This window comes from Sphingobium cupriresistens LL01, from assembly GCF_001046645.1.
Lineage (GTDB): Bacteria > Pseudomonadota > Alphaproteobacteria > Sphingomonadales > Sphingomonadaceae > Sphingobium > Sphingobium cupriresistens.
This window is the reverse complement of record NZ_KQ130434.1, coordinates 2,550,397-2,576,719: the sequence shown is the minus strand read 5'-3', so window position 1 is coordinate 2,576,719 and position 26,323 is coordinate 2,550,397. Positions and strand designations below refer to the sequence as shown.

The 26,323-nt window shown below is 63.9% G+C and carries 18 protein-coding genes and 1 tRNA gene; 11 read left to right on the top strand and 8 right to left on the bottom strand.

Annotation, left to right across the window (positions count from 1 at the left end):
* Nucleotides 1-100 precede the first annotated feature (100 nt).
* The 3 genes from sdhC to sdhA are packed head-to-tail and all read left to right on the top strand — an operon-like array spanning nt 101 to nt 2,687.
* Nucleotides 101-496 (top strand): succinate dehydrogenase, cytochrome b556 subunit, encoded by a 396-nt coding sequence (gene sdhC, locus V473_RS12370; protein ID WP_066604444.1) that lies wholly within the window; start codon nt 101-103, stop codon nt 494-496.
* The gene (sdhD, locus tag V473_RS12365) at nt 496-888 is read left to right on the top strand and encodes a succinate dehydrogenase, hydrophobic membrane anchor protein (RefSeq protein ID WP_066604441.1); all 393 of its coding nucleotides are present in this window, start codon (nt 496-498) and stop codon (nt 886-888) included. Before sdhC ends, sdhD begins: the two co-directional genes overlap by 1 nt.
* On the top strand, nt 885-2,687 hold the full coding sequence (gene sdhA / locus V473_RS12360; protein ID WP_066604435.1) for a succinate dehydrogenase flavoprotein subunit: 1,803 nt from the start codon (nt 885-887) through the stop codon (nt 2,685-2,687). Before sdhD ends, sdhA begins: the two co-directional genes overlap by 4 nt.
* 320 nt (nt 2,688-3,007) lie before the next feature.
* On the opposite strand, the gene V473_RS12355 is transcribed toward sdhA, so the two are convergent.
* Together V473_RS12355 and V473_RS12350 are read right to left on the bottom strand one after the other, a co-directional pair.
* Nucleotides 3,008-3,466 (bottom strand): vgr related protein, encoded by a 459-nt coding sequence (locus V473_RS12355; protein ID WP_066604434.1) that lies wholly within the window; start codon nt 3,464-3,466, stop codon nt 3,008-3,010.
* On the bottom strand, nt 3,463-3,939 hold the full coding sequence (locus V473_RS12350; RefSeq protein ID WP_066605654.1) for a copper chaperone PCu(A)C: 477 nt from the start codon (nt 3,937-3,939) through the stop codon (nt 3,463-3,465). The genes V473_RS12355 and V473_RS12350 overlap by 4 nt, the downstream gene beginning before the upstream one ends.
* 174 nt (nt 3,940-4,113) lie before the next feature.
* Here V473_RS12350 and dnaK point away from each other — a divergent pair, with 174 nt between their 5' ends.
* Both dnaK and dnaJ read left to right on the top strand, forming a co-directional pair.
* On the top strand, nt 4,114-6,015 hold the full coding sequence (gene dnaK, locus V473_RS12345; RefSeq protein WP_066604431.1) for a molecular chaperone DnaK: 1,902 nt from the start codon (nt 4,114-4,116) through the stop codon (nt 6,013-6,015).
* Nucleotides 6,016-6,080: 65 nt separating this feature from the next.
* Complete coding sequence (dnaJ, locus tag V473_RS12340) at nt 6,081-7,220, top strand: molecular chaperone DnaJ (RefSeq protein WP_066604429.1); 1,140 nt, start codon at nt 6,081-6,083, stop codon at nt 7,218-7,220.
* 97 nt (nt 7,221-7,317) lie between these two features.
* Here dnaJ and V473_RS12335 read toward each other — a convergent pair whose 3' ends face one another.
* Complete coding sequence (locus tag V473_RS12335) at nt 7,318-8,613, bottom strand: amino acid permease (protein WP_066604426.1); 1,296 nt, start codon at nt 8,611-8,613, stop codon at nt 7,318-7,320.
* Nucleotides 8,614-8,869: 256 nt separating this feature from the next.
* Between V473_RS12335 and V473_RS24565 the strand changes: the two genes are divergently transcribed.
* Nucleotides 8,870-9,001 carry a hypothetical protein gene (locus tag V473_RS24565; RefSeq protein ID WP_269076438.1) on the top strand — a complete coding sequence of 44 codons (132 nt, stop codon included), beginning with the start codon at nt 8,870-8,872 and terminating at the stop codon, nt 8,999-9,001.
* Between the two features lie 57 nt (nt 9,002-9,058).
* Here the strand turns inward: V473_RS24565 and V473_RS12330 are convergent, their stop codons facing one another.
* Nucleotides 9,059-10,861: an acyl-CoA dehydrogenase C-terminal domain-containing protein gene (locus V473_RS12330; protein ID WP_066604425.1), complete on the bottom strand. Its 1,803-nt coding sequence runs from the start codon at nt 10,859-10,861 to the stop codon at nt 9,059-9,061.
* Nucleotides 10,862-10,904: 43 nt separating this feature from the next.
* The gene (locus tag V473_RS12325) at nt 10,905-11,315 is read right to left on the bottom strand and encodes a MerR family transcriptional regulator (protein ID WP_066604422.1); all 411 of its coding nucleotides are present in this window, start codon (nt 11,313-11,315) and stop codon (nt 10,905-10,907) included.
* Nucleotides 11,316-11,421: 106 nt separating this feature from the next.
* Here V473_RS12325 and V473_RS12320 point away from each other — a divergent pair, with 106 nt between their 5' ends.
* The 5 genes from V473_RS12320 (at nt 11,422) to V473_RS12300 (ending at nt 17,323) form a co-directional block, all read left to right on the top strand.
* The gene (locus V473_RS12320; RefSeq protein ID WP_066604420.1) at nt 11,422-11,829 is read left to right on the top strand and encodes a DUF2946 family protein; all 408 of its coding nucleotides are present in this window, start codon (nt 11,422-11,424) and stop codon (nt 11,827-11,829) included.
* Between the two features lie 173 nt (nt 11,830-12,002).
* On the top strand, nt 12,003-14,039 hold the full coding sequence (locus V473_RS12315; RefSeq protein ID WP_066604418.1) for a TonB-dependent receptor family protein: 2,037 nt from the start codon (nt 12,003-12,005) through the stop codon (nt 14,037-14,039).
* A gap of 13 nt (nt 14,040-14,052) precedes the next feature.
* The gene (locus V473_RS12310) at nt 14,053-15,324 is read left to right on the top strand and encodes a PepSY-associated TM helix domain-containing protein (RefSeq protein WP_066605652.1); all 1,272 of its coding nucleotides are present in this window, start codon (nt 14,053-14,055) and stop codon (nt 15,322-15,324) included.
* Between the two features lie 42 nt (nt 15,325-15,366).
* Nucleotides 15,367-16,983 (top strand): NAD(P)/FAD-dependent oxidoreductase, encoded by a 1,617-nt coding sequence (locus tag V473_RS12305; RefSeq protein WP_066605649.1) that lies wholly within the window; start codon nt 15,367-15,369, stop codon nt 16,981-16,983.
* Between the two features lie 25 nt (nt 16,984-17,008).
* The gene (locus tag V473_RS12300; protein ID WP_242495956.1) at nt 17,009-17,323 is read left to right on the top strand and encodes a hypothetical protein; all 315 of its coding nucleotides are present in this window, start codon (nt 17,009-17,011) and stop codon (nt 17,321-17,323) included.
* Between the two features lie 107 nt (nt 17,324-17,430).
* Here V473_RS12300 and V473_RS12295 read toward each other — a convergent pair.
* The 3 genes from V473_RS12295 to rpoB all read right to left on the bottom strand — a co-directional run bounded on the left by V473_RS12295 (nt 17,431) and on the right by rpoB (nt 26,281).
* A tRNA-Gln gene (locus V473_RS12295) sits at nt 17,431-17,504 on the bottom strand.
* Nucleotides 17,505-17,746: 242 nt separating this feature from the next.
* Nucleotides 17,747-22,033, bottom strand: a complete 4,287-nt coding sequence (gene rpoC / locus V473_RS12290; protein WP_066604414.1) for a DNA-directed RNA polymerase subunit beta' — start codon at nt 22,031-22,033, stop codon at nt 17,747-17,749.
* 84 nt (nt 22,034-22,117) lie between these two features.
* Nucleotides 22,118-26,281: a DNA-directed RNA polymerase subunit beta gene (gene rpoB, locus V473_RS12285; RefSeq protein ID WP_066604411.1), complete on the bottom strand. Its 4,164-nt coding sequence runs from the start codon at nt 26,279-26,281 to the stop codon at nt 22,118-22,120.
* Nucleotides 26,282-26,323: the final 42 nt, after the last annotated feature.

The following is a 26,323-nucleotide window of genomic DNA, read 5'->3' as shown; positions in this document are numbered from 1 at the left end:
AGGGGTAGCGGCAATCTCCCGCTTTCCGCTTCTTGCCCTCTTGGCGTATCGCACCTAAGGGGGGCGGACTCAGGGACACGTATCAGGGACTAGGGTAGACATGGCGCGATCCAACAGCCGGCCGCTCTCGCCGCATTTGACGATCTGGAAATGGGGACCGGCCATGGCCGTCTCCATCATGCACCGCGTAACGGGCAATGGCTTGGCCACCGCCGGCGCACTCGGCCTCATCTGGTGGCTGATGGCCGCCGCTACCGGGCCGGAGGCTTATGCGACCTTCGTGAAGTGCGCCACTTCGCCGATCGGCTATCTGGTGATGATCGGCCTTAGCTGGTTCTTCTTCCAGCATCTCTTCTCTGGCCTGCGGCACTTCGTGCTCGACATGGGCGCGGGTTACGAACTGAAGAACAACAAGTTGTGGTCGATCGCGACCTTCATCGCATCGCTGCTCGTGACCGGCCTCGTCTGGCTCACCATCTTCGGAAAGGCGCTCTGATGGGCAACGGTACTGGTATCGGTCGCGTCCGCGGCCTGGGCTCGGCCCGTCACGGCGCGCATCATTGGCTGGCGCAGCGCTACACCGCCGTCGGCAACCTGCTGCTGACGCTGTGGCTGCTGTTCAGCCTGCTCAGCCTGCCCGGCCTGGATTATGAAAGCGTCGTCGGCTGGATCGCCAACCCGGTGGTTGCGGTGCCGTTGATGCTGATGGTCGTCAGCATTTTCATGCACCTGCGCCTGGGGATGCAGGTGATGCTGGAGGATTATGTCCATGACAAGGGTCTGGCCTTCTTCTCCATGCTCGTCCTGAATTTCTATGCCTTTGGCGGCGCGGCCGCGGGCGTCTTCGCGATCGCCAAGATCGCCTTCATTGGGGTCGTCAAGCCATGACCGAAGCCTATAAGATCATCGACCACACCTACGACACGGTTGTCGTGGGCGCGGGCGGCTCCGGCCTGCGCGCGACCATGGGCAGCGCCGAGGCGGGCCTCAAGACCGCCTGCATCACCAAGCTGTTCCCGACACGCAGCCACACCGTCGCGGCGCAGGGCGGCATCGCCGCGTCGCTGGGCAATAACAGTCCCGACCACTGGACCTGGCACATGTACGACACCGTCAAGGGGTCCGACTGGCTGGGCGACCAGGACGCGATCGAATATATGGTGCGCGAAGCGCCGGCGGCCGTGATCGAACTGGAACATGCCGGCGTGCCGTTCAGCCGCAACGAGGACGGGACCATCTACCAGCGGCCCTTCGGCGGCCATATGCAGAATATGGGCGCCGGCCCGCCGGTGCAGCGCACCTGCGCCGCTGCCGACCGTACCGGCCACGCCATGCTGCACGCGCTCTATCAGCAGTCGCTGAAATATGACGCGGACTTTTACATCGAATATTTCGCCATCGACCTCATCATGGAAAATGGCGAATGTCGCGGCGTCATCGCCATCTGCATGGAGGATGGCTCAATCCATCGCTTCCGCAGCCATGCGGTCGTGCTGGCGACGGGCGGCTATGGCCGCGCCTATTTCTCCGCCACCTCGGCGCATAGCTGCACCGGCGACGGCGGCGGCATGGTGCTGCGCGCGGGCCTGCCGCTCCAGGATCTGGAGTTCGTGCAGTTCCACCCGACCGGCATCTACGGCGCGGGCGTGCTCATCACCGAAGGCGCGCGCGGCGAGGGTGGCTACCTCACCAACTCCGAAGGCGAGCGTTTCATGGAACGCTATGCCCCCTCGGCCAAGGATCTGGCGTCGCGCGACGTCGTGTCCCGCTCGATGGCGATGGAAATGCGCGAAGGGCGCGGCGTGGGCGAGCATAAGGATCATATCTTCCTGCACCTCGACCATATCGATCCCAAGGTGCTGGCCGAGCGCCTGCCGGGCATCACCGAAAGCGGCAAGATCTTTGCCGGCGTCGACCTGACCCGCCAGCCGCTGCCCGTGACGCCGACCGTCCATTATAATATGGGCGGCATCCCCTGCAATTATCATGGTCAGGTCGTGACCAAGGTGGGCGACGATCCCGAAGTGATCGTGAAAGGCCTGTTCGCGGTCGGCGAAGCGGCCTGCGTGTCGGTCCATGGCGCCAACCGCCTTGGCTCCAACAGCCTCATCGACCTAGTCGTGTTCGGCCGTGCTACGGGCTTGTTCCTCAAGGACAATCTCAAGCCCAACGCGCCGCACAAGGCGCTGCCGGCCGATGCCGCGGACCTGGCGCTCTCGCGTCTCGACCATTATCGAAACGCCAAGGGCAGCACGCCGACGGCGGACATCCGCCTGGACATGCAGCGCACCATGCAGAAGCACGCCGCCGTGTTCCGCGACAGCGCGCTTCTGTCCGAAGGCGTTATCCAGATGCAGGCCGTCAACAAGCGGTTGCAGGACGTCAAGGTTTCGGATCGCTCGCTGATCTGGAACACCGACCTCATCGAGACGCTGGAGCTGGACAATCTGATGTGCCAGGCGATCTGCACGATGGAAGGCGCCGAAGCGCGCAAGGAATCGCGCGGCGCTCACGCGCATGAGGATTTCCCCAACCGCGACGACGAAAACTGGATGAAGCACACCATCAGCTGGTTCGAAGGCTGGGGCGGTTCGGGCGGCAAGGTGACGCTCGATTATCGCCCGGTCCACGACTATACGATGACCGACGAAGCGGAATATGTGAAGCCCAAGGCGCGCGTATATTAAAGGCCGCGATCTGGTGTGAATGCGGAATAGGGCGGGCCGGAAGGTCCGCCCTTTCTGTATCGCATCAGGCATCAGAACTTTGCGGCAGCATCCATCCGCTGATGGAATACGCACACAATGTCCACGCTATCATGGCCATGCGGATGATCCGACCCATCATCGGGCATGTCTTTTAGCCGCCAAAAAGACGTCGGAAACGAAATCTTCCGTAACGGCCTTCGCTGACCTTGCGCGCGGCAAATTCGCGGAAGCGATCGCCCGGCGCGATGGAGGTGGTCTTGCTGCTCATGACGCGATGCTACCAAATATTGGTAACCGTCTTAACCAAAGGGCAGCAGCCCCTCATAAACCTCTAGCCCCGGTTTCCCCACCACCGCGACACCCCGCCGCAACAGAAAGGCGTGCCGCACGATCTCCGCCTGCTGCTCTATGCCATAGCGGTCGAACGGTCGCCCCGGCACGACATCATAACCATAGCGGCAGAAGGGATGCCGCATCAGCGGCAGCCACCACTTTCCCGAACGCTGCGCCTGCCAAACATGGGTCATTTCGTGGATGAAATGCCCCTGCAAATGCAGCGGCCCGTCGCAAAAATCCGCGCAGAACAACCCGCCGTCAGGATGAAACCACAGGTCGCCATCCGGCGCCATCGTCACCCCTTTGGGCTGGAGCGGCCACCATTTGCGCTCATGCGCTCGCACCCGACTATAATCGATCGCCCCGCCGAACATGCCGCGCGCCAGCGCAACCTCCTGCGTTGTCAGCGCGCGGCTGGTCAATGGCCCTCGTGCCCCTCCGACTTGGCGGCGGCGGTCGCACCCGCCGCTTCGGGCTTGCGGACCACCGCGTCCACCAGCAGCCGGTCGCCATTGCCCATCAGGAAGGTGAGCTGCATCTTACCCCGGCTGATCGCCGTATCGTTGACGCCCCACAGCATCAGATGTTTAGCCCCAGGCGCGAAGGCGACCGTTGCCTTGGGCGGCACATCGACCTTGTCGACCGCCTGCATCGTCATCATCCCGTCCTTGTCGATACTCTCATGCATTTCGACCTTGAGCGCATAGTCGGTCAGCACGCCGCGCAGCTGCGTGCCCGCGTCGCCGCCATGGATGACGAAATAGCCGGCCGAGGGCGTGTCCTTATTGGGCGACAGCCGCACCCAGGCCTGGTCGATATAGCTGGGGGCAGGATCGCCGCAGGCGCTGAGCAGCATCGGTGCGGCAAGGGCGAAGAGGATAAGGGGCGCGCGCATTGGATGCTCCATGACTGTCTCGTTTCCGGTCGCCCGCATAGGTAATCGTCACAACTTCTTGTGCCAAGCGAAAGCGCGCCTATATCCCACCTGCAAACCGGCCTTGCCTTGGCGCTTATGTGAGGTATTGGGCCGTCAACCGCTGAATAGAATTTGGGGTTCAAAGAGGACACAATGGCAAAAGTAATCGGTATCGACCTTGGCACCACCAACAGCTGCATCGCCGTCATGGACGGCGGCAAGCCCAAGGTCATCGAAAATGCAGAAGGTGCGCGCACCACGCCCTCGATCGTCGCCTTCGCCAAGGATGGCGAGCGCCTGATCGGTCAGCCGGCCAAGCGCCAGGCTGTCACCAATGGCGACAACACGATTTTCGCGGTGAAGCGCCTGATCGGCCGCCGCTTCGACGATCCCATGACCAAGAAGGACATGGAACTCGTCCCCTATGACATCGCCAAGGGCCCGAACGGCGACGCCTGGGTCAAGGCCGGTGGCGAGGATTACAGCCCGTCGCAGATCAGCGCGTTCATCCTGCAGAAGATGAAGGAAACCGCGGAGTCCTATCTGGGCGAAACGGTCACGCAGGCGGTCATCACCGTTCCCGCCTATTTCAACGACGCCCAGCGTCAGGCGACCAAGGACGCCGGCCAGATTGCGGGCCTCGAAGTCCTGCGCATCATTAATGAGCCGACCGCGGCCGCCCTTGCATACGGGCTGGACAAGCAGGACGGCAAGACGATCGCGGTCTATGACCTTGGCGGCGGCACGTTCGACATCTCGATCCTGGAGATCGGCGACGGCGTGTTCGAAGTGAAGTCGACCAATGGCGACACTTTCCTTGGCGGCGAGGATTTCGACGCGAAGGTGGTGCAGTTCCTGGCCGACGACTTCAAGAAGACCGAGAGCATCGATCTGACAAAGGACAAGCTGGCCCTCCAGCGTCTGAAGGAAGCCGCGGAAAAGGCGAAGATCGAACTATCGTCGGCCCAGTCGACCGAAGTCAACCTGCCTTTCATCACCGCCGACCAAAATGGTCCCAAGCATCTGGTCAAGACGATCACCCGCGCCGATCTGGAGCGTATGGTCGCCGACCTCATCAAGCGGACCATGGAACCGTGCAAGAAGGCGATGGCCGACGCGGGCGTTTCGGCGAGCGAGATCAGCGAAGTGGTGCTGGTGGGCGGCATGACCCGGATGCCCAAGGTGCGCGAAGCCGTGAAGGAGTTCTTCGGCAAGGAACCGCATACCGGCGTGAACCCCGACGAAGTCGTCGCCATGGGCGCGGCGATCCAGGCGGGCGTGTTGCAGGGCGACGTCAAGGACGTGCTGCTGCTCGACGTGACGCCGCTGTCGCTGGGCATCGAGACGCTCGGTGGCGTGTTCACCCGTATGATCGACCGCAACACAACGATCCCCGCCAAAAAGTCGCAGGTCTATTCGACCGCCGACGACAATCAGCAGGCGGTGACGATCCGCGTGTTTCAGGGTGAGCGGGAAATGGCGGCGGACAACAAGATCCTGGGCCAGTTCGACCTGCTCGGCATCCCGCCGGCGCCGCGGGGCGTGCCGCAGATCGAAGTCACGTTCGACATCGACGCCAACGGCCTGGTCAATGTGTCGGCCAAGGACAAGGGCACCGGCAAGGAACAGCAGATCCGCATCCAGGCGTCGGGTGGCCTCAGCGATTCCGACATCGACCAGATGGTCAAGGATGCCGAGCGTTTCGCCGAGGACGACAAGAAGCGTCGCGAGGCGGCCGAGGCGAAGAACAACGCCGAGAGCCTGGTCCACACGACCGAAGCGCAGCTGGCCGAACATGGCGACAAGGTCGACGCCAGCCTGAAGGGCGAGATCGAAACCGCGATCGCCGACACCAAGGCGGCGATCGAGGGCGGCGAGCCCGAAGCGATGAAAGCCAAGGCGCAGGAACTCGCGACCGTCGCGATGAAGCTGGGCCAGGCGATCTACGAGAAGGAGCAGGCTTCGGCCGCTGCTCCGGGTGCGGATGCGCCTAAGGCTGACGATGATGTCGTTGACGCCGAATTCTCGGAAGTCGACGAAAACAACAAGGCATAATCTATGCCCATCGCCCGTCATGCCGGTACGAACCGGGGTGACGGGCGAAGCGGGCGGGAGCCTCTATGACGACCGAAGTTGATTATTACGAGTTGCTCGAAATCGAGCGCACGGCTGACGGAGGCGCCATCAAAAGCGCCTATCGCAAAATGGCGATGAAATATCACCCGGACAAGACCGGGGGATGCACCGACAGCGAAGCGAAGTTCAAGGCCGTGTCGGCGGCTTACGACTGCCTGAAAGATCCGCAAAAGCGCGCGGCCTATGACCGGTTCGGCCATGCGGCCTACACCCAGCAACAGCAGGGCGGCGGCGGCGGTTTTCACGGCGGCGGCGCAGGCGGCTTTTCCGACTTGGGCGATATTTTCGAAACCATTTTCGGCCAGTCCGGCTTTGGCGGGCAGGGTGGCGGGCGTCAGGCCAATCGTCGCGGCGCGGACCTGCGCTACGACATGGAGATCACGCTGGACGAAGCCTATCATGGCAAGAAGACCGAGATCGAGATCGAGGTGTCCACGGCCTGCGATAGTTGCGAGGGATCGGGCGCGCAGCCCGGCACCGGGGTCAAGAGCTGCGGCACGTGCAAGGGCCATGGCCAGGTCCGCGCGCAGCAGGGCTTTTTCGTGGTCGAACGCACCTGTCCGTCCTGCCATGGCGCAGGTCAGGTGATCGAAAGCCCGTGCCGCTCCTGCCGGGGCGAAGGCCGGGTGGACAAGCCCAAGAGTCTGTCGGTCAATATCCCGGCCGGTGTTGACGAAGGCACGCGCATTCGCCTGTCGGGCGAGGGCGAGGCTGGCGCGCGCGGCGCACCGGCGGGTGACCTCTATATCTTCCTGCATGTGAAGCGGCACGGCCTGTTCGAACGCGACGGCACGACGTTGTTCTGTCGCGCGCCGGTCAGCTTCACGACGGCGGCGCTGGGGGGATCGATTGAAGTGCCGGGCCTGGACGGCCTGCGACATGAGATCAAGATTCCCAGCGGCATTCAGTCGGGCAAGCAGATTCGCCAGCGTGGCGGCGGTATGCCGGTGCTGAACGGCCGGGGTCAGGGCGATCTGGTCGTCCAGATCGACGTCGAGACGCCGACCCGCCTGACCGCGAAGCAGAAGGAACTGCTTGAAGCCTTCCGCGAGACCGAAACCGGCGAGGAATGTCCGCAGGTCAGCGGCTTCTTCTCCAAACTCAAGGATTTGTGGGCGGATTGATCTTTAAAAAGGATGCCGTTCGATTCGAGTAGCCTTCGAGCCTGTCGAGAAGGCGTATCGAGAATAGGTCTCGACAAGCGCGAACCGAACGGATGTCTTACAAGGACCGTCGCTCCCGCCGCGCCCACCAGTAGAAGGGCAGGCCGGCCGCCATCAGCAAGACGCTCGACCCGCTGGCCGCCAGTCCCGCGCCCCACAGCGTCCAGAGCGCATAGCCAAGCCCGATGACCGCCGCCGGCGCCACCAGCCGGAAACGCAGGCTCGCCAACGCGCACCCGACATAGAGCCACAAGGTCGCCGATGTCGCCAGCAGCGCCATCGCCGTGAACAGCGCCACCAGCCCCTGCAAACTATTGGCGACCAGCAACAGGCTGGCCAATGTCGTGGACAGGATCAACCCGCGCACCGGCGTTCCTTTGGCGTCGGTGCCAGCCAGCCAGCGCGGCAGTTCCCCCGCCCGCGCCATCGCCAGCGGCACCTCCCCCTGCAACAATGTCCAGCCATTGAGCGCGCCCAGGCAACTGACGACCACGAAGATCGCGATATAGCGCGCTGGTCCCGCCGACCAATAATGGCTGACGAACGCGGCGAAGGGCGACCCGGTCTGCGTTTCCGCCGCTGGCAGGGTCAGCGCTATCCCCGAACAGACCAGCAGGTAGATCAGCCCCGTCGCCGCCGTGCCGATCAATGTCGCGCGCGGGATGGTGCGCGCAGGATCGCGCACCTTGTCGGCCGCGACGCTGGCGGATTCGAACCCCAGCAACGCCCACAGCGTCAACGCCGCCGACGCGGTGATCCTCGCGCCGGTCAGGCCTTGCGCGGGAAAGGGCGCGACCTGCGCCTCGCCGCTGGAGAGGATCAGCACCAGCAACACCATGACGACGATGATGGGGATCAGCTTGACGCAGGTGGTGGCGATCTGCGTCATGCCCGCCGCCCGCGCGCCGATCAGGTTGATGCCGGTCATCGCCCAGAGGAAGGCGATCGAGCAGATTGCGCCCATACCCGGCGCGGCGAGCGCGGGCAGCACGCTGCTCAGGTTCGCGGTGGCCGCCACCGCAATGGTGACGTTGGTGATGATGATCGACAGCCAGTAGATCCAGCCGATCGCAAAGCCCGCCAGCGGTCCATAGGCACGCGCGATCATCTGCGATGCATTGGCGTCGGGCATGGCGACGGTCATCCGGGCGATGACGAAGGCCAGCACCAGCGACCCAGCGATGGTGAACACCCATCCCGCCACCGCATCCCAGCCGAACGGCGCGAGGGCCGCGGGCAGCAGGAACACGCCCGACCCGATCATATTGCCCATGACCAGCGCGATGCAGGCGGCCAGGCCCAGGGTGCGGGCGGAGGAGGGCGCTGAAGGCGCGGCGATGTCGGGGGCTGGCATGGGCGGATGCTAACGGGGGCGGGGGACGATGGCTAGGGTCGGTTGTTGCACGGGGAGGGGAGGATGGGTGGTTTACGGCCATGCCCCCGCCAGCGGGAGTGGGACACGTCCTCGGTCGCTACCAGACCAACCCGCTACGCCGACTTACATTAACTGCAATCGCCTCGACCCGCATTGCATTTGCGAAAGCGCGACCGGAAGCCCAGATGAACCTTGATGTTGCAACGCAGCAAAATCTATCAATCGAGGCTCCACGATGTTTTCCCTGCTGTCGCTTTATTTCGCCTATCGCCGTGACGTCGTCATCGGCGAACGCTATATGGCCGGCCTCGCCAAGGCGCAGACGCCGGTCGAGGACGATGTGACCCCGATCCCGCTCGCAGCCTGACGCAAAAAGGGCGACCGATGGGCCGCCCTTTTTTCGTCTGATACTGGTCGCACCGGGTCAGGCGGCCAGGAACATGTCTGGATCGAGCGCCATAAGCGCATCGGCGCCGCCCTCAATCTTGCGACGCAGCGACCCTGCATCGGGCATGATCCGTTCCGCATAGAAGCGCGCCGTCACCAGCTTGGCTTCCAGATACTGCGCGTCCCCTTCGCCCGCTTCCAGCAGCGTCACCGCCGCCTTGCTCATGCGCAGCCACATCAGGCCGGTCGCGACGATGCCCATGATGTGCATATAATGATGCGCGCCCGCCCCGGCATGGTCGGGGTTCTTCATCGCATTCTGCATCAGCCACATGGTCGCCGCGCCCAACTGGCCGCTCGCCTTTTCCAGCGCCTCGGCAAAGCTGCTCAGCTTCTCATGCCCCTTGGCGTCGGCCACCTCGTCGGCGACGATCTTCAGGAATGCCTGGAGCGCCCGCCCGCCATTCATCGGCAGCTTGCGGCCGACTAGGTCCATCGCCTGCACGCCATTGGTGCCTTCGTAAATCTGGGCGATGCGGGCGTCGCGGACATACTGTTCCACGCCATTTTCCCAGATATAGCCATGGCCGCCGAACACCTGCTGGCAGGCGACCGCCACGTCGAAGCCCTTGTCGGTGCCATAGCCCTTGATGACCGGGGTCAGCAGGCTGATCAGGTCGTCGGCGGTCTGGCGCTCTTCTTCCGTGGCGGCATGGTGCGACAGGTCGACCTGCAATGCGCCCCACAGGATGAAGGCGCGCAATCCTTCGGTGATCGCCTTGGCCTCCATCAGCATCCGGCGCACGTCGGGATGGACGAACAGCGTGTCGGCCTTCTCGTTCGGCTCCTTCGGCCCGGTCAGCGCCCGGCCCTGACGGCGATCCTTCGCATAATGGACCGCATTCTGGAACGCGATCTCCGCCTGGCCCAGCCCCTGCAGGCCCACGCCCAGCCGCGCGGCGTTCATCATGATGAACATCGCGGCCAGGCCCTTATTCTCCTCGCCCACGATCCAGCCGGTCGCGCCGTCATAATTCATGACGCAGGTGGCGTTGCCGTGAATGCCCATCTTATGCTCGATCGACCCGCAGGACACGGCGTTGCGGTCGCCCACTGTCCCGTCATCATCGACGAACAGCTTGGGCACGACGAACAGCGAAATACCCTTGCTGCCTTCGGGCGCGTCGGGCGTCTTGGCCAGGACCAGGTGGATGATATTTTCCGACAGGTCATGTTCGCCCGCCGAAATGAAGATCTTTGTGCCGGTGATGGCGTAGCTGCCATCGGCCTGTGGTACCGCCTTGGTCTTGATGAGGCCCAGGTCCGTGCCGCAATGCGGTTCGGTCAGGTTCATCGTGCCGGTCCATTCGCCCGACACCATCTTGGGAATATAGCGCTGCTGCAATTCGGCGCTGCCCTTGGCGATCAGCGCCGCGACCGCTCCGGCGGTCAGGCCATGATACATTTCGAACGCCTGGTTGGCGGACAGCACATATTCGTCCACCGCCGTCGCCAGCACGCTGGGCAGGCCCTGGCCGCCAAATTCCGCCGGGCCGTGGATCGTCGTCCATCCGCCCGCGACGAATTGGTCGAACGCCGCCTTGAAGCCGGTCGGCGTCGTCACGCTGCCGTCCGGATGCCGGGTGCAGCCTTCCTTGTCGCCCACCGCGTTCAGCGGGAACAGCACTTCGGCCGCCATCTTGCCGCCTTCGGTCAGGATCGCCTCGACCAGGTCTGGGGTGGCGTTCTCGAAGCCGGGCAGATTGGCGTAGCGGTCCAGCCCGACCACATGGTCCAGCACGAAACGGGTGTCGCGAACGGGGGCGGCATAGCTGGGCATGATCTTCTCCTGCGATATTTTTATTGAAGGGTAGGGGAGGGAATTAGCGCTGTTCGATGGTCGCGACGAAGGCGTCCAGTTCGGCGATGGCGGCGTCGATATCTTCTTTCTGCCGGGTCAAAAGGTCGATTCGCGCCTTGCATTTGTCCACGGTGACGCGACGCTGGGCCTCATGCTCTTCGTCGGCGTCGTAGAGATCGATCATCTCGCGGATTTCGGTCAGGCTGAAACCGACGCGCTTGCCGCGCAAAATCCAGGCGAGCCGGGCGCGGTCGCGCCGCGAGTAGATGCGGGCCAGCCCCTGCCGTTCCGGCGAGATCAGCCCCTCATCCTCATAGAAGCGCAGCGCGCGCGCGGTCACGCCGAACTCTTCGGACAGGTCGGTGATGCTGTAGCTCTGCCGTTCGCTATGGTCGGGCAGTTCGATGCCGGCGATGCTGCTGCGGTTGTTCATGCCGAAAGATGTAATCGAGCTTTACGTTTACGTCAAGGTGAGTGAATGGACAGGTTGGACCTTTTGACCGGATGACAGAACGCTCCGTCGCCGCTAGGGAAGCGCCATGATGGGGGCGATCAGACAATCGGAAAGGGCGCGCGGGCTGTTGGCCGCACTGGCGCTCCTCGTCCTCGCCATCCAGTTGATCGCGCCCGCCGGCTTCATGCCGGTGCGCACCGCAACGGGCGTCGTGGTGACGCTCTGCACCGGGCAGGGTGCGGTCAATGTCGTGGTCCCGCGCGGGGAAGCGCCGGGCAAGCAAGGCCAGCCGGACGATGGCATGACCGGGCAGCAGCATTGCCCCTTCGCCGCCTCGGTCCAACCGCTCGTGCCGCCGCTCGTCGCCGCAGATCTGCCGCTCCCGACCTGGCAGATCGCCTTCGGCCCGATCGCCTTCGCGCTCAAGACGGGCGTCATCGCGCGCCTCGCCGCGCCGCCGCCGCCCTCATCAGGGCCGCCCACGACTTTCTGAACGCTATCGCCACCTCTCACCGTTCGGGCTGAGCCTGTCGAAGCCCCGTCCTTTTCTTGACGAAAAGCGCGGCTCTCTTCGCGAAGCGCCTGATCAACGGTCCTGAAGTGGCATGACCTGATCGTCGCGCCCGCGCGCCGATCCTGCATTGCCCGTTCTCAGAAAGTCGTTCCATGCGTCACATCCACGCCATGCGCAGCCTGCCGCTGTGCGCCCTCATTCTTGCTCTGTCCGCCGTTCCCGCCTTCGCCGAAGACGCCGACCAAAGCGCCATCATCGTCACCGCCAGTCCCGCCGTCGAAGCCGCCGCTGCCCGCGTGCAGCGCACCCCCGGTGGCGTCGATGTCGTTGCCGCGGAAGCGTTCGAAAACAAATTCGCCGTCTCGCTGCGCGATGCGCTCGCCTTTTCGCCCGGCGTCTATACGCAGCCGCGTTTCGGGCAGGAGGTGCGGATATCGATCCGCGGGTCGGGCCTGTCGCGCGGCTATCATATGCGCGGGCTGACGCTGTTGCAGGATGGCGTGCCGATCAATAGCGCCGACGATAATGGCGATTTCCAGGAACTGGACCCGCAGGTCTTCCAGCATATCGAGGTCTATCGCGGCGGCAATGCGCTGCGTTACGGCGGGTCGACGCTGGGCGGGGCGATCAATGCGGTGACCCCGACCGGCCGCAATACGCCCGGCGCGGAAGTCCGCATCGACGGCGGCAGCTTCGACACGCTGCGCGGCAAGATCGCCTATGGCTATGCCGACGATCATGGCGACGCCTATGCCGCGCTGACGGCCGACCGCTCCGACAGCGACCGCATCCATGGCGATCGTAAGGCGCTGCGTTTTAACGGCAATATCGGGCTGAAACTCAGCGACCATATCGAAACCCGCTTTTATGCCAGCGCCCAGACGATCCGCCAGAAACTCGCCGGCACGCTAAGCGAGAAGGACGCACTGACCAATCCGGCCAAGGGTAATGTCGTGCTCGATCAGGCGCGCAACATCGATTCGATTCGCTTGCAGAACCGCACCACGGTCGATCTGGCGCACGGCCAACTGGCCTTCGGCGGCTTCTTCAATGCCAAATCACTCGACCATCCCATCTATCAGGTGATCGACCAGAGGTCGCAGGTATGGGGTGGCTTCGTCAGCCTCGACCTGGCGGGCGATCTGGGTCGCCTGCCGGTGGAACTGACGCTGGGCAGCCAGGCGCGGTTCGGCAACGGCATGTCGCGCCAGTTCGTCAATCTGGGCGGCAAGTCCGGCGCGCCCACCGCCTATCAGCGGCCCAGCGCGCAGACCATCAACAGCTATGGCGAGTTGCGCGTCGCGCCTTTGCCGGGCCTGTGGCTGATCGCGGGCGGCCTCCACAGCCATGGCGAGCGCAAGATCGACAATCGCTTCGCCCCCGCGCGCAGCGGTAAGGCCAGTTTCGACAGCTTCGCGCCGAAACTGGGCCTGCTCTATCAACCCGCCGATACCCTGCAATTCTATGCCAATGTCAGCCGCTCGGTCGAAATGCCGGGCTATGCCGAATTGAGCCAGACGCCGGCCGGCGGCGTGCCGGGCTTCACCCCGGTCGGCCTGCAAAAAGCGTGGACGGCGGAGGTCGGCACGCGCGGCGCGATGGGCATCGCCCGATGGGATATCAGCCTCTACCGCGCCGACATAAGGGGGGAGATGCTGCAATATAGCGTGGTGCCGGGCACGATCCCCGCCGCCACTTTCAACGCCGATCGCACCCGGCACCAGGGGTTGGAGGCGGGGCTGGACCTGGCATTCGCGCCTTGGGCGACGCTGCGGCAGGTCTATCAATATAGCGACTTCCGATTCCGCGACGACGCACAGTTCGGCGACAACCGCCTGCCGGTGATCCCGCGCCACGCCTATCGTGCGGAACTCCAGCTAGGCACGGATCGCCTGTCCGTCTCGCCCGTGGTCGAATGGCTGCCGCAGGGCGCGTGGGTCGATTATGCCAATACGAAGCGCGTGGGCGGCTATGCGATGTTGAACCTGGGCGCGCAGGCGCAGCTACGCGATGGCGTGACCCTGTTCCTCGACGCCCGCAACCTGACCGCCCGCCGCGCGATCGGCGATATCAGCGCGCTCGTCCGCTACACGCCGGACAATGCCGCCACCACCGCCGACGAAGGCAGCGCCGCCTTCTATCCCATCGAACGCCGCGCCATTTATGGCGGCGTGCGCGCGCGCTTCTGACGGGGGCGGGACCATGGCGGAAGGGGCTTTCTACCGTGCGATGTGGCGCTGGCATTTTTATGCCGGACTGATCGTGCTCCCTATATTGGCGCTGATGGCGGTGACCGGCGCGCTCTATCTCTACAAGCCGGAGCTGGAGGCGGCGCTCTATCCGGTGCGGATCGCCGCGCCGCCGGATGCGCGAACCCTGCCGCCCTCGCAAATCATTACGATAACGCAACGAATATCGGGCGATCCGGTCACCCAATTGCTGATCCCGGCCGCCCGGACGGAAGGCTGGCGGGTGACGACCAAAGCCGAAAACGGCGATTCAACTGTCCAACTCGTTGACGCATTTGACGGCCATATTCTGGGCGTGATCCACCGCGGCGGCGTCATGAAGACGATCAAGGATCTGCACAGCCTGGCGCTGACCGGCCCGATCGGCAACCGGTTGGTGGAGGTGGTCGCGGGCTGGGCGATCATCTTGTGCGTCACCGGCGTCTATCTGCGCTGGCCCCGCCGCGGTCAGCGGGCGCTGGCGATCCGGGGCCGGGTCGGGGGCCGGATCTTCTGGCGCGACCTGCATGGCACGCTGGGCTTCCTGTCGGCCGGGGTCATCCTGTTCCTCGCGGTGACCGGGATGCCCTGGACCGACATCTGGGGCGGGGGATTGCGCGCCGTCGTCGCCGCCAACGACTGGGGCCGCCCGAAAATGGCGGTCATCCCCTTGACCGCCCCGGCCAGGGACGCGCTCCCCTGGACCCTGCGCGAAGGCGGCGGCGCGGCGGGCGCGCCTGGCGACATTGGCGTCGATGCGGTCGCCCGGATCGCCGCGATGCGCGGGCTGCGTCATGGCTATCAGATCATCCTGCCGTCCCATCCCGGCGCGCCCTATCTGGTCGCGAGCCTGGTGCAACGCGCTGATGATGCCCGCGCCCTCACTATCGACGCGGCCAGCGGCGCGGTTGTGCAGGATATCGACTGGCGCATGTTCGGTCCGGGGGCGAAAGCGGTCGAATGGGGCATCGCCGCCCATCAGGGCCAGCAATATGGCGAGGCCAATCGCCTGCTGATGCTGGCGGGCTGCCTCTGCCTGCTGGCGCTGTGCATCACCGCGCCGATCCTGTGGTGGAAGCGGCGCAAGCATGGCCGCCTGCACCCGCCGCCCGCCTCCACGCCCGCCGCCCGGCGCATGGTCGCGGCGCTGATGCTGGGACTGGGCATATTCTTCCCGCTCACCGGCCTGTCGATGCTGGCCGCTCTGGCGGGGGAATGGCTGGTCGGGCAGGTGCGGATGGCCTGACCGCCATTTCATTTCCGGTCCCGACGCACTATGGGCGATGCCATGATCCGCCTGTCCGGCCTGAAACTGCCCCTCGACCATCCGGCCGAGGCGATGCCCGCCGCCATCTGCGACCGTCTTGGCCTGGATCCGCACGAACTGCGCGGCCACAGCCTGGTGCGGCGCGGCAACGACGCCCGCCGCCGCAGCGCGATTCTGCTGGTCTATACGCTCGATATCGATGTCGTGGATGAAGCCGCCGTGTTGGCCCGCTTCGCCGACGACCATGACGTCCGGCCTACGCCCGACACCAGCTATAAATTCGTCACCCACGCGCCCGACGGCTGGCAGGGTAAGCGCCCGGTCGTTATCGGCGCGGGGCCATGCGGCCTGTTCGCGGGCTTGATCCTGGCGCAAATGGGCTTTCGTCCGATCATCCTTGATCGCGGCAAGGTGGTGCGCGAACGGACCAAGGACACCTGGGGCCTGTGGCGCCGCGCCGAATTGAATTCCGACAGCAACGTCCAGTTCGGCGAAGGCGGGGCAGGCACCTTCTCTGACGGCAAACTCTATTGCCGGGTGAAAGACCCGCGCTTCCTGGGCCGCAAGGTGCTGGAGGAATTCGTCGCCGCGGGTGCGCCCGACGACATCCTGTGGGAAGCGCATCCCCATATCGGCACCTTCCGCCTTGTCACCATGGTCGAGGCGATGCGGCGGCAGATCGAATCGCTGGGGGGCGAATATCGCTGGCAGCATCGGGTGGATGATCTGGTGCTGGAACGCACCGGCGAGGGCGAACAGCGCTTGCGCGGCCTCGTCCTCCACGATGGCAGCGTGATCGACACCGACCATGTCGTGTTGGCCGTCGGACACAGCGCCCGGCCGACCTTCGAGATGCTGCACGGCCGCGGCGTCTATATCGAGTCCAAGCCTTTTTCGATCGGCGTGCGGATCGAACATCCACAAAGCTGGGTTGATCGCGCCCGCTACGGCCATTGCGCCGGGCATCCCGATCTGGGCGCGGCCTCCTACAGCCTGGCCCATCATTGCGCCAATGGCCGCACCGTCTACAGCTTCTGCATGTGTCCGGGCGGCCGCGTCGTCGCCGCCACGTCGGAAGAAGGGCGCGTCGTCACCAACGGCATGAGCCAATATAGCCGCGCGGAATTCAACGCCAATTCCGGTTTGGTCGTCGGCATCGACCCGGCGCGCGACTATCCCGACGGGCCGCTGGCCGGGATCGACCTGCAACGGCATTGGGAATCGATGGCCTATGTTGCGGGCGGCTCTTGCTACTGGGCGCCGGGGCAGACCGTGGGCGATTTTCTGGCTCGCCGACCCTCGACGCAGCTGGGCGATGTCGTGCCATCCTACAAGCCGGGCGTGACCCCCACCGACCTGGCGCGCTGCCTGCCCGACTATGTGATAGAAGCCTTCCACGAAGCGCTGCCCGCCTTCGGTCGCCAGATCGCCCATTACGACCATCCCGATGCGGTGATGACGGGCGTGGAAACGCGGACCTCCTCGCCCATCCGCATCACGCGGGGCAAGGATTTCCAGAGCCTCAACGTGACCGGCCTCTACCCGGCGGGGGAAGGCGCGGGCTATGCCGGCGGCATCCTGTCCGCCGCGATCGATGGCATCAAGGTCGCCGAAGCGGTCGCCTGCACCATGGGATAAATGCATATTAAGGATTCGCGCGGGCATGGCGCTTGACGGACCCGCAAGCTTCCGCAACCTTGTGAAGATGACACCGATCGAACGCGCCGCCCGCGCCCTGTGCGCCCTTGACGGCAAGACCGAAGACACAGCCGTAGAAGGGGGGCTATTGTGGCACGGCTACATGGCTCAGGCCCTCGCCGTGATAGAGGCTCTGCATGAACCCAGCGCGTGGATGAGCGAGGCGGGAGCGGAACTGATACAGAATATCAGCCCGGACGAGCCGTTCTCGGCGCATCAGGCCGACGCCGCCAATGTATGGCGCATCATGATCGGCGCGATGAGGAAGGATATTCCCTAAACGGGCGGCCGCAGATGGAACGCGCACGGACTGCACGGGGCCACGGGCGCGTGCCGATCCCATGCGCGCGCCTGCGACGGCAATGGGTCATCATGATGGGAAAATTCTGGATGCCCGACAAGGACTCGAACCTTGATTGACGGAGTCAGAGTCCGCTCTCTTACCATTAGAGGATCGGGCATCAATCCCCAGCGCGTCGCGCTTGGGAGGCCGCAAATAAGCGCGGTTCTGGCGATGGTCAAGGGGTTTGTGAAACGGATCGACGCACTTTTTTGCAAGTCGGCTGCCGATTTTTTCCCGTAAAAAGAAAGCCCGCCGGAGCGCGTGAAGCGTCCGGCGGGCATGAGCTTCTCTCCCTTGCGGGAGCGAATGGCATGGGAGCCGCCACCTATATAGGAAGCGCCTCCCATGCTTTCAAAGGGCTTATTCGCCGTCGCTCTTCAGCAGGTAATCGCCCGCGTCCGCGTCGGTGCCGTGGGTTTCGCCTTCAAGAGCGGCCAGCGGATCATTGCCGATCGCCGCTTCTGGACCCTGCGCCAGTTCGGCCGCACGTTCGGCGGCAGCCGACTTGGGTGCGATCAGGTCCACCTGGCTGGACGCGCGCAGCGCGGCCCGCAGCGCCGCGTCACGCGACGAGGCGGCTACGCGCAGGCGGTTCATGCCGGCGCCGGTGCCCGCCGGGATCAGGCGGCCGACGATGACGTTTTCCTTGAGACCGACCAGCGTGTCCTTCTTGCCCTGTACCGCCGCTTCCGTGAGGACGCGGGTGGTTTCCTGGAAGGACGCCGCCGAGATGAACGAGCGGGTCTGGAGCGACGCCTTGGTGATGCCCAGCAGCACCGGCTTGCCCGCGGCGGGCGCGAAGCCCGGCTGGAGCTTGGCGTTGATCTCGTCCATCTCCTCGCGGTCGATCTGCTCGCCCACCAGCAAGGTGGTGTCGCCGGATTCGATGATCTCGACCTTTTGCAGCATCTGACGAACGATCGTTTCGATGTGCTTGTCGTTGATCTTCACACCCTGCAAGCGATAGACTTCCTGGATTTCGGCCACCAGATATTCGGCCAGCGGCTCGATACCCAGCACTTCCAGAATGTCGTGCGGATCGGGCGAACCGCCGATCAGGTTGTCGCCGCGCTTGACGAAATCGCCTTCCTGAACGTCGATCACCTTGCTCTTGGGGATCAGATATTCGACCGGCTCGCCGCCATCTTCCGGATTGATGGCGATCTTACGCTTCGCCTTGTAATCCTTCAGGAACTGGACGCGGCCCGACACCTTGGCAATGATCGCATTGTCCTTGGGCTTGCGGGCTTCGAACAGTTCGGCGACGCGCGGCAGACCACCGGTGATGTCGCGGGTCTTGGCCGCTTCACGGCTGACACGGGCCAACACGTCACCGGCCTGCACCTGGGCGCCATCATCGACCGACAGGGTCGCCCCCACCGCCAGCATGTAGCGGGCGGCTTCGCCGGACTGGTCGTCCAGCAGGGTGAGGCGCGGGCGAAGGTCTTCCTTGGTGCGGGCGGCGCCACGATGTTCCGTCACGACGCGCTGGGCGATGCCGGTGGCTTCGTCGGTCTGCTCGGTCAGCGTCTTGCTGTCGATCAGGTCGACATATTTCACGATGCCGGGCTTTTCCGTGATCACCGGCATGGTGAACGGGTCCCATTCGGCGAAACGCTCGCCCTTCTTGATCGCGTCGCCATCCGCAAACAGGATGGTGGCGCCATAAGGCAGACGATGGGTTTCGCGCTCGCGGCCTTCGCTGTCGATGATCGCGATCTCGCCGTTGCGGGCGAGCGACAGGCGACGGCCCTGCTTGTCGGTGATGGTCGGCATGTCGCGCAGTTCGATCGTGCCGTCCGCCATCGATTCCAGGTTTGACGTTTCGTTGAAATTCGCCGCACCGCCGATGTGGAAGGTCCGCATGGTGAGCTGCGTGCCCGGCTCGCCGATGGACTGCGCCGCGATGACGCCGACCGCTTCGCCGATATTCACCGGCGTACCGCGGGCCAGGTCACGGCCGTAGCATTTGCCGCAAACGCCCATCCGGCTTTCGCAGATCAGCGGGCTGCGGATCTTGACCGCCTGGGTGCCGATGGCCTCGATCTTCGCGATCATCGGTTCGTCCAGCAGGGTGCCGATCGGGATGACGACGCTGCCATCCTTGCTGTCGACGATGTCCTGCGCCGTGGTGCGGCCCAGAATGCGCTCGCCCAGCGAGGCGATGACGCTGCCGCCCTGCACGATCGCCTTCATCTCCAGCGCCTTTTCGGTGCCGCAATCTTCCTCGACGATCGTGCAGTCCTGCGACACGTCGACCAGACGGCGGGTCAGGTAACCCGAATTCGCCGTCTTGAGCGCCGTATCCGCCAGGCCCTTGCGCGCGCCGTGGGTCGAGTTGAAATATTCAAGGACGGTCAGGCCTTCCTTGAAGTTCGAGATGATCGGCGTTTCGATGATCTCGCCCGACGGCTTGGCCATCAGGCCGCGCATACCCGCCAGCTGCTTCATCTGGGCCTGCGAACCACGCGCACCGGAATGCGCCATCATGTAGATCGAGTTGATCTGCGCGAGGCGACCGGTTTGCGGATCCTTGGGCTGGGCCTTGATCTCGTCCATCATGGCGTTCGCGACCTGATCGCCGCAACGGCTCCAGGCGTCGATCACCTTGTTGTATTTTTCCTGCTGGGTGATCAGGCCGTCCTGATATTGCTGCTCGTAATCGGCCACCAGCGCCTTGGTTTCGGCGACGGTGCCTTCCTTGCTGTCCGGGATCACCATGTCGTCCTTGCCGAACGAGATGCCGGCCTGGAATGCGTGACGGAAGCCCAGGCTCATGATGGCGTCGGCGAACAGGACCGTGTCCTTCTGGCCGGTATGACGATAGACCTCGTCGATCACGTCGCCCACGTCCTTCTTGGTGAGCAGGCGATTGACGACGTCGAAGGGCACCTTGTGCGACTTGGGCAGGCATTCGCCCAGCAACATACGGCCCGGCGTGGTTTCGTAGCGCTTGAGATAGGCGTTACCCGCCTCGTCGGTCTGCGGCACGCGGCTGATGACCTTGGAATGCAGCGTCACGGATTTGGTGAAGAGGGCCTGATGCACTTCCTGCATGTCCGACAGCAACATGCCTTCGCCCGGCTCGCCTTCGCGTTCCATCGACAGATAATAGATGCCCAGCACCATGTCCTGCGACGGCACGATGATCGGCTTGCCGTTGGCGGGCGACAGGATGTTGTTGGTGGACATCATCAGCACGCGCGCTTCCAGCTGGGCTTCCAGCGAGAGCGGAACGTGGACGGCCATCTGGTCACCGTCGAAGTCGGCGTTGAAGGCCGAGCAGACGAGCGGGTGCAGCTGGATCGCCTTGCCTTCGATCAGCACGGGTTCGAACGCCTGGATGCCCAGACGGTGAAGCGTGGGCGCGCGGTTCAGCATGACCGGATGCTCGCGGATCACCTCGTCCAGGATGTCCCAGACTTCCTTGCGTTCCTTCTCGACCCACTTCTTGGCCTGCTTCAGGGTCATGGACAGACCCTTGGCGTCCAGACGCGCGTAGATGAACGGCTTGAACAGTTCGAGCGCCATCTTCTTGGGCAGGCCACACTGGTGCAGCTTGAGTTCCGGGCCGGTCACGATGACCGAACGACCCGAATAGTCGACGCGCTTGCCGAGCAGGTTCTGACGGAAGCGGCCCTGCTTGCCCTTGAGCATGTCGGACAGCGACTTCAAAGGACGCTTGTTCGCGCCGGTGATGACGCGGCCGCGACGGCCATTGTCGAACAGGGCGTCGACGGCTTCCTGCAACATGCGCTTTTCGTTGCGGACGATGATGTCCGGCGCGCGCAGTTCCATCAGGCGCTTCAGGCGGTTGTTCCGGTTGATGACGCGGCGATAGAGATCGTTCAGATCCGACGTCGCGAAACGACCACCGTCCAGCGGCACAAGCGGACGCAGTTCTGGCGGAATGACCGGGACGACGTCCAGGATCATCCATTCGGGGCGGTTGCCCGATTCCAGGAAGCTTTCGACGACCTTCAGCCGCTTGATGATCTTCTTGGGCTTGAGTTCCGACTTGGTGACGGCCAGCTCGTCCAGCAGGATCTGCTTTTCGCCTTCCAGGTCGAGGTCCATCAGCATCTGCTTGACCGCTTCCGCGCCGATCCCGGCGGAGAAGGCGTCTTCGCCATATTGGTCCTGCGCGTCGAGCAGTTCGTCTTCGTTCAGCAGCTGATATTTGTCGAGCGAGGTCAGGCCCGGCTCGATGACGATATAGCTTTCGAAATACAGAACGCGCTCAAGCTGCTTGAGCTGCATGTCGAGCAGGAGGCCGATGCGCGAGGGCAGCGACTTCAAGAACCAGATATGCGCAACCGGGGCGGCCAGTTCGATATGGCCCATGCGCTCGCGGCGCACCTTGCTCACGGTAACTTCGACACCGCATTTTTCGCAGACGATGCCCTTATACTTCATGCGCTTATATTTGCCGCACAGGCATTCATAATCCTTGATCGGACCGAAGATGCGGGCACAGAACAGGCCGTCACGTTCCGGCTTGAACGTGCGATAGTTGATGGTTTCCGGCTTTTTGATCTCGCCAAAAGACCAGGACCGGATGCGCTCTGGCGAGGCGAGGCCGATCTGGATCTGGTCGAAAGTCTCGGCCTTCTGGACCGGGTTCGCGAAGTTGGTCAGTTCGTTCATTTTTTCAGTCCCTCTAGAGGGTAAAGTTCTGGGGTGAAGAAGGGGCAGGGCACTGTCGTCGGGAGACAGCGCCCGAAGCTTCCCTTATTCCGCAGCCAGCGCGACGCCGTCTTCGTCGAGGACCGGGTCCATCGTGGCGAGTTCGACGTTGAGGCCCAGCGAGCGCATTTCCTTGACCAGCACGTTGAAGCTTTCGGGAATGCCGGCCTCGAACGTGTCGTCACCCTTGACGATCGCCTCATAGACCTTGGTGCGGCCGACCACGTCGTCCGACTTCACCGTCAGCATTTCCTGGAGCGTATAGGCCGCGCCATAGGCCTGGAGCGCCCAGACCTCCATTTCACCGAAGCGCTGGCCACCGAACTGCGCCTTGCCACCCAGCGGCTGCTGCGTGACGAGCGAGTACGGCCCAATGGAACGGGCATGGATCTTGTCGTCGACCAAGTGATGCAGCTTGAGCATGTAGATGATGCCCACGGTCACCTTGCGGTCGAACCGATCGCCGGTGCGGCCATCATACAGGTCCGACTGGCCCGACGTGTGCAGGCCTGCCAGCGACAGCATTGCCGACACGTCCGCTTCACGGGCGCCATCGAACACCGGCGTCGCCATCGGGATGCCCCGCTGAAGATGCTCGGCCAGGTCGATGATCTGTTCCGGCGAGCGGCCTTCGATCTGCTCGGCATAGCGCGGACCATAGGAGGTCAGCAGCCGTTCCTTGACCGCGTCGGGCATGTCGCCCGCCGATGGGTTCGGATTGGCCTCACGCCAGTCTTCCAGCGCGTGCTTGAGCTGCTGGCCAAGGCCACGGGCGGCCCAGCCCAGATGCGTTTCGAAGATCTGGCCGACGTTCATGCGCGATGGCACGCCCAGCGGGTTCAGCACGATGTCGACATGGGTGCCATCTTCCAGGAACGGCATGTCCTCCACGGGCAGGATGCGCGAAATGACGCCCTTGTTCCCGTGACGGCCGGCCATCTTGTCGCCTGGCTGCAGCTTGCGCTTCACCGCGACGAACACCTTGACCATCTTCAGCACGCCCGGCGGCAGTTCGTCGCCACGCTGCAGCTTGTCGACGCGATCCTCGAACTTGTCGACGATCGACTTCACCGCTTCGTCATACTGGCCCTTGATCGCTTCGATCTGGGCCTGACGGCTGTCGTCCTCGACCGCGAACTTCCACCATTCGTGACGCTCGACTTCGGCCAGCAGGGCTTCGTCGATCACGACGCCCTTCTTGACGCCCTTGGGCGCGGCAGACGCCGTCTGGGTCAGCAGCATTTCGTGCAGGCGGTTGAAGGTCGCCCGGTTGAGGATGGCGCGTTCGTCCTCGCGATCCTTGGCGAGGCGGTCGATTTCCTCCCGCTCGATCGCCATGGCGCGCTCGTCCTTGTCGATGCCGTGACGGTTGAACACGCGGACTTCCACGACCGTCCCGGCGACGCCCGGCGGCAGACGCAGGGACGTGTCGCGCACGTCGCTCGCCTTTTCGCCGAAGATGGCGCGGAGCAGCTTTTCTTCCGGGGTCATCGGCGATTCACCCTTCGGGGTGATCTTGCCGACCAGAATGTCGCCCGGCTCCACTTCCGCGCCGATATAGACGATGCCCGCCTCGTCGAGGTTGCGCAGCGCTTCTTCACCGACATTGGGAATGTCGCGGGTGATGTCCTCCGGCCCCAGCTTGGTGTCGCGGGCCATGACCTCGAACTCCTCGATATGGATCGAGGTGAAGACGTCGTCCTTCACGATCCGTTCGGAGATCAGGATGGAGTCTTCGTAGTTATAGCCGTTCCAGGGCATGAACGCGACGAGCGTGTTCCGGCCCAGCGCCAGTTCGCCGAACTCGGTCGAGGGACCATCGGCGATGACGTCGCCGGCTTCGACCAGATCGCCGACCTGGACCAGCGGACGCTGGTTGATGCAGGTGTCCTGGTTCGACCGCTGGAACTTCTGGAGCGTATAGATATCGACGCCCGACTGGCCGGCTTCGATGTCGCCGGTCGCGCGGATGACGATACGGGTCGCGTCGACCTGATCGACGATGCCCGCCCGCTTGGACGCGACCGCCGCGCCGGAGTCACGGGCGACCGTGCCTTCCATGCCGGTGCCCACAAACGGGGCTTCGGCGCGCACCAGCGGCACGGCCTGACGCTGCATGTTCGATCCCATGAGCGCGCGGTTGGCGTCATCATTTTCCAGGAACGGAATGAGCGAAGCCGCCACCGACACCAGCTGCTTGGGGCTGACGTCCATCAGGGTGATGTGGTCGCGCGGCGCCATCAGGAATTCGCCGGCTTCGCGTGAGGAGATCAGATCCTCGACGAAATGGCCGTCGGCATCGACTTCGGCGTTGGCCTGCGCGATCGTGTGCTTGGCTTCTTCCATCGCCGACAGATAGACGACGTCGTCGGTGACCTTATTGTCTACGACCTTGCGGTACGGCGTTTCGATGAAGCCATATTTGTTGACGCGGCTGAATGTGGCCAGCGAGTTGATGAGACCGATATTCGGGCCTTCGGGCGTTTCGATCGGGCAGATACGGCCATAATGCGTCGGATGAACGTCGCGGACTTCGAAGCCTGCGCGCTCGCGGGTCAGACCGCCCGGCCCAAGCGCCGACACGCGGCGCTTGTGGGTGACTTCCGACAGCGGGTTGGTCTGGTCCATGAACTGCGACAGCTGCGACGAGCCGAAGAATTCACGCACGGCGGCCACGGCGGGCTTGGCGTTGATCAGGTCGTTGGGCATCACCGTCGACACGTCGACCGACGACATTCGCTCCTTGACGGCGCGCTCCATGCGCAGCAGCCCGACGCGATACTGGTTTTCCAGCAGTTCGCCGACGGAACGGACGCGACGGTTGCCGAGGTTATCGATATCGTCGATTTCGCCCTTGCCGTCCTTCAGGTTCACCAGTTCCTTGACCACGGCGAGGATGTCCTCGACGCGCAGGGTGGTGACCGTGTCCTCGGCGTCGAGGTCGAGGCGCATGTTGAGCTTCACGCGGCCCACAGCCGACAGGTCGTAGCGCTCCGGATCGAAGAACAGACCGGCGAACAGCGCTTCGGCGGTTTCCTTCGTCGGCGGTTCGCCGGGGCGCATGACGCGATAAATGTCGCTCAGCGCCTGGTCGCGATCCTCGGCCTTGTCGGCTTTCAGCGTGTTACGAATCCAGGGGCCGGTGCCGACATGGTCGATGTCGAGCAGTTCCAGGCGGTCGATGCCCGCCTTGTCCAGCTTTTCGAGATTTTCAGGCGACACTTCGTCGCCCGCCTCGATGTAGATTTCGCCGGTGCTCTCGTTGATGAGGTCATAGGCGCTGTAGCGGCCATAGACTTCCTCGGTCGGGATCAGCAGCGTTTCCAGGCCGTCCTTTTCCGCCTTGTTGGCGGCGCGCGGCGAAATCTTGGTGCCGGCGGGGAAGATCGCTTCACCGGTCTTCGCATCGACGATGTCGAAGGCGGGCTTCAGGCCGCGCCAGGCTTCGGCGAGATAGGGGATCACCCAACCGCCTTCACCGCGGACATAGGTCACCTTGTTGTAGAATTCGCCCAGGATATCTTCCGGCGTCAGGCCCAGCGCGAACAGCAGCGCCGTGACCGGCAGCTTGCGCTTGCGGTCGATACGGACGTTGACGATGTCCTTGGCGTCGAATTCGAAGTCGAGCCACGAACCACGATAGGGGATGACGCGCGCGGCGAACAGATATTTGCCCGACGAGTGGGTCTTGCCACGGTCATGGTCGAACAGGACGCCCGGCGAACGATGCATCTGCGACACGATGACGCGCTCTGTGCCGTTGACGATGAAGGTGCCGTTGCCCGTCATCAGGGGCATGTCGCCCATGTAGACGTCCTGCTCCTTGATATCCAGGACCGAACGGGTTTCGGTGTCCTGATCCACTTCGAACACGATCAGGCGCAGGGTAACGCGCATCGGCGCCGCATAGGTGATGCCGCGCTGACGGCATTCCTCGACGTCGTATTTGGGGTCTTCCAGCTCATAATGGACGAAGTCCATTTCGGCGGTGCCGGCGAAATCGCGGATCGGGAACACGCTGCGCAGCGTCTTTTCCAGGCCCGACACATAGCCGATCGACGGGTCGGACCGGAGGAACTGTTCATAGCTCTCCCTTTGGACCTCGATCAGGTTGGGCATCTGCACCACTTCGTGGATGTCGCCGAACACCTTTCTGATGCGCTTCTTCGCGCCGGTGTTGCTGATCGGGGGGAGAGCTCTGGTCGCCATGCGTTGTCCTTGCCTTCATTCGTCGCGTTTTTCCGCATCCCA